Source organism: uncultured Planktosalinus sp., assembly GCF_963973675.1.
In the GTDB taxonomy this organism is placed as follows: domain Bacteria; phylum Bacteroidota; class Bacteroidia; order Flavobacteriales; family Flavobacteriaceae; genus Planktosalinus.
In genome coordinates this window covers 1-4,169 of sequence record NZ_CAXBAN010000242.1, presented here as the reverse complement: position 1 = coordinate 4,169, position 4,169 = coordinate 1, and the positions used below count along the sequence as shown (strand labels likewise).

The window sequence follows — 4,169 nt, the reverse complement described above, 5'->3', positions numbered from 1 at the left end:
TGGCTTGGTTGGGTTGATTTTCAGGAAAAAACAACACCTGTGGGGTAAATAATCCAAATACTAAAAAAGCCAAAATCAACAAACCAACAGTTCCAAAAAAGAACCGGTACGCATTGCTTCCCTTTAGGGCAAAATCCAAAAAACGCTGGTATTGATTTTCAATTTTTGGAAGTGTCTTGAATTGAAATTTTTTTGAAGCCGGAATCAGAACATATTTGAAAAACCACAAAGAAATAGAGGTGAAAATAAATAAGTTTCCAAAACCTACGAGGGCTTTGGGACCCCCTACATAACCAAGAATAGTAAACAAAATCCCCACAGCAAAAACCCCCAAGCCTTTTCGTAAAAGTGCTGTTTTAGATCGGTCTTTCCAGCCAATAAAAACCTGAACCAATGAAACTATCAGGATTATTGGTCCTAAAACTTTAAAAATAATGTGTGTGTCAAGCAATCCGGAAATTAACAGCAATAATCCAAAACCAAATAAAGCCCCACTAATTTTAACGATGGTTTTTCTTGACATTTCCTCCTCCTGAGTTTTCATAAAGGTTGAAGTGAGCATTGCGTTAATCACCAAGGCTACAAAAAGCGATGAAAACAGCACCACAGAAAGTGTCATTGGAAAGAAAATCATAAATTTCCCCATAATACCCGGCCAAAACCCAAGAGGTAAAAAGGCTGCTAAAGTGGTTGCTGTTGAGGCAATAATGGGCCAGGCAATTTCTCCTACTCCCTGTTTGGCAGCTTCCATCCTGGGCATGCCTTCATCCATAAGTCTATAGACATTTTCTACTACTACAATTCCATTATCTACAAGCATTCCAAGCCCCATAACTGTGGCAAAAAGCACCATCGTATTTAACGTGAGGTTTACACCAGATAAATCTCCTGCAATAGGCAAAATCAAAAAAGAAAGCAGGATTGAAAGTGGTATAGCAATTCCTACAAAAAGAGCATTTCTAAACCCTAGAAAGAACATCAAAACACTAATAACCAAAATCACCCCAAAGATGATACTGTTTTCAAGTTCAGCCACCTGGTCTTCAGTTCTTGTAGACTGGTCACTGGTAATAGATATTTCTAAATCATCCGGAAGGTATGAACCCAGTGCCTCAGGAATATGTTCTTTAATTTTTTCCATTGCGGAAATCATGTTCTCTCCACCTTTCTTTTTAATGCTGAGCATCACCACTGGTTTTCCATATTCCCTGGCATAAGTGGTAGCATCTTTTGGTCTGAAATTAATGGCCGCAATGTCTTTTAGGTAAACAGCTCCTTCATCCTCCTTTACAACAATATTTTCAAGTTCTGAAGGGCTTTTAATTTCCCCTATCACACGAATATTTCTACGCATTCCGTTTTCAATAATATTGCCTCCGGAAATTGTGGTGTTTTCGTTTTGAATGGCTGTAATAATTTGATTGAAGCTCACCTCAGCAGCCATCATTTTGTAGTTATCAACAGCTATTTCTACTTCTTTGTCCTGAACACCTAAAACTGTAGCTTCTTTTACTTCTGTAAACTCTTCCAGTCGATCTTGCAGGTCTTCAGCAAATTTTTTGAGCTGTTCCTGAGTGTAATCTCCTTTGAGGTTGAGTTGTGCAATAGGCATGATCTCTGAAATATTGAGGTCAAACACATTGGGTTCTACTTTTACACCTCCGTCAAGTGTAGGCCAATCCTGTAATGCCTTTACGGCATCTACTTTGTCTTTGACCAGTGTTTTGGCATCTTGTATCGTAATAGATTCTTCAAACTCTATTGTTATCATTGAATAATCCTGCAAAGAATTTGAAGTGATTTTTACAACACCCGAAATGTCATTTATTTCTTCTTCCAGTGGCTTAGTTACACGGCGTTCTACATCTTCAGCTGAGTTGCCCGGCAGCAATGAACTCACATACACTTTATTTTCTATTACTTCCGGAAATGACTCTCTGGGAAGGTTAAGGTAAGACATCAATCCTCCAAAAGTAACGATGGCTATCAATACAAACACGGTCATCTTATTATTTATCGACCAGTTTGATAAGCCAAAATATTTAATTTTTTTATCTGCCATTTTTGATTAGTTTTCCTCGTTGAAAGTAATTGTCATTCCATCTTTTAAGGTAAGAGCTCCTTCTTTTACAATCACATCATTGTCTGAAAGACCGCTTAACACTTCAATAAATCCATTACTTTTTCTACCTGTTTCAATTTGTGTGCGCACAACCAGTGCGTTTTGATTTTCTATTTCATTGAGAACATAGACATATTTTTCGCCGGTTGCACTTTCCTGAATGGTATTTGCCGGAATTGCTACCGTATTTTCTTTAGAGTAATTGTTTATTTGAAGGCTCGCCATCATATTTGGTTTCACTTTTCCCTTTACATTAGGAATTTTGACTTCTACCTGAAAGGTTCTATTTGATGGGTTTATATAACTTCCAACGTTTGAAATTTTACCATCAATATTAGTGTCAATTGAGCCTAAATTTACCTTTACTGATGTGCCTTTATCAACACTTTGTATATAGGACTCAGGCACCGATGCTTTAATGAACATATCACTCAAACTCAACAGACGCATTAACGCCTGCCCACCGGGGCCAACAACCTGCCCTTGTTCTGTGATGATTTCATCAATAACTCCTGAAAATGGAGCTCTTATTGTAGTTTTTTCTAATTGTGAGCGTATCTGTTTTACTTGACTTTGTGTTGACTCCATAGTTGTTTTTGCCTGCAGGAGCTGAATTTCGCTTCCAATTTTTTGGTCCCACAAACGCTGTTGTCTTTCATAAGTGGTTTTTGCCAGCTCATATTGGGTCTCCAACTGAGCCAGTTGGCTTGAAAGACCTCCATCATCAATTTTAGCAAGCAGTAGCCCTTTTGAAACCTCTTGTCCTTCTTTTACATTGACTGATGTCAAAACACCTTGATATTCAGGAAATATTAAAATATTTTGTCGTGTATCAACACTACCCTGAAGTGTAATAAAACTTTCAAAAAGAGTGTCTTTAATTTTATAAATGCTTACTAAGGGGTAATTTTTTGAAGTATCTTTTTCTGCAATTGCGATTTCAAGTTGTGATAAAAGTTTACCTATACTATCATAAGAGGCGAGCACTTCTGTTCTTTTTTCTTTCATTCTGTTCAGGTCTCCTTCTTCTATGACTCCTTCAACAGTCGTTGACTTTTTTGTGTCTGAACAAGCAATTAACAATGACAGTGCAAAAGATATATAAAGTATTTTTTTCATTTGATATAATTTAATTGGTGGTATTGAGTATTCGTTCTAGTTCGGCTTTTTTATTAACAACATCAAGCATGGCTTGTAAATACTCTTGCTGAGCATTATAAAGCTGAAGTTGAGCTTGTCGCAGATCAAAACTGCTGCTCAGACCTTCAAAAAATTTGATTTGATTTTTACGTTCTATGCGTTCTGCCAAATCCAAATTGCTTTTAGAGTTTTCATAACTATCAATTGCAAACCTGTATTCATTTTTAGCAGCGTTGGCTTCCAGTTTTATTTTTTGAACTGTTTCATCAAATTCTGTTTTTGCTTGATCAAAAGCAATTTTTGCACGTTGAGTTTTTGCTGTTCTGCCTAGAGAACTAAAAATGGGTATTTGCAAACTTACCCCAGCTATTGAGGATTGAAACCAGCGTTGTTCTGAATCAAGAAACGTAAATGAATCACTATTGGCCTGAGTGCCATAATTTATAAATCCGCTTAATGTGGGTAATGCTTTGTAGCGTTCCAGTTTTAATTCTAGCCGTCGTTGTTCTGTAAAGTTGTTTGCAATTTTAAAGTCAATATTTTCATTAATTAAAAGTTCAGTAGCCAAAAGCTGTAAATCTATATTTTCGGTAATGAGTGACTCTAAATTATCTGTCAATGTAATGGTGTTTTCCAAGTCAATTCCAAGAGTGATGTTAAGCATTTGATTGGATAGTTCATAAAGTCTTTCTGCATTTTTGAGTTGTGTTTCAATTGTTGAAAGAGTAATTTGCAATTGCTCTACATCTTCTTCTTCAGTAAGACCGTTTTTAAAGATTTCGGTTGTTTCCCTGAGGTTTCTTTCGAGAGTGGCTTTATTACTTTCAAGTATTTTGATATTTTCTTGGGCCAATAATACATTTCCATAAGCACTAACTACTTCTTTTCGGACAACCGATGTTGTTTT

General features: G+C 36.4%; 3 protein-coding genes. All 3 read right to left on the bottom strand.

Annotation, left to right across the window (positions count from 1 at the left end; all coding sequences use genetic code 11):
• A partial coding sequence (locus AACY61_RS09730; RefSeq protein ID WP_339611380.1) for an efflux RND transporter permease subunit occupies positions 1–2,062 on the bottom strand: 2,062 nt, incomplete at its 3' end.
• Between the two features lie 6 nt (positions 2,063–2,068).
• The gene (locus tag AACY61_RS09725) at positions 2,069–3,241 is read right to left on the bottom strand and encodes an efflux RND transporter periplasmic adaptor subunit (RefSeq protein ID WP_339611379.1); all 1,173 of its coding nucleotides are present in this window, start codon (positions 3,239–3,241) and stop codon (positions 2,069–2,071) included.
• Positions 3,242–3,251: 10 nt separating this feature from the next.
• Positions 3,252–4,169: TolC family protein (locus AACY61_RS09720; RefSeq protein ID WP_339611377.1), on the bottom strand; the 918-nt coding region annotated here is incomplete at its 5' end.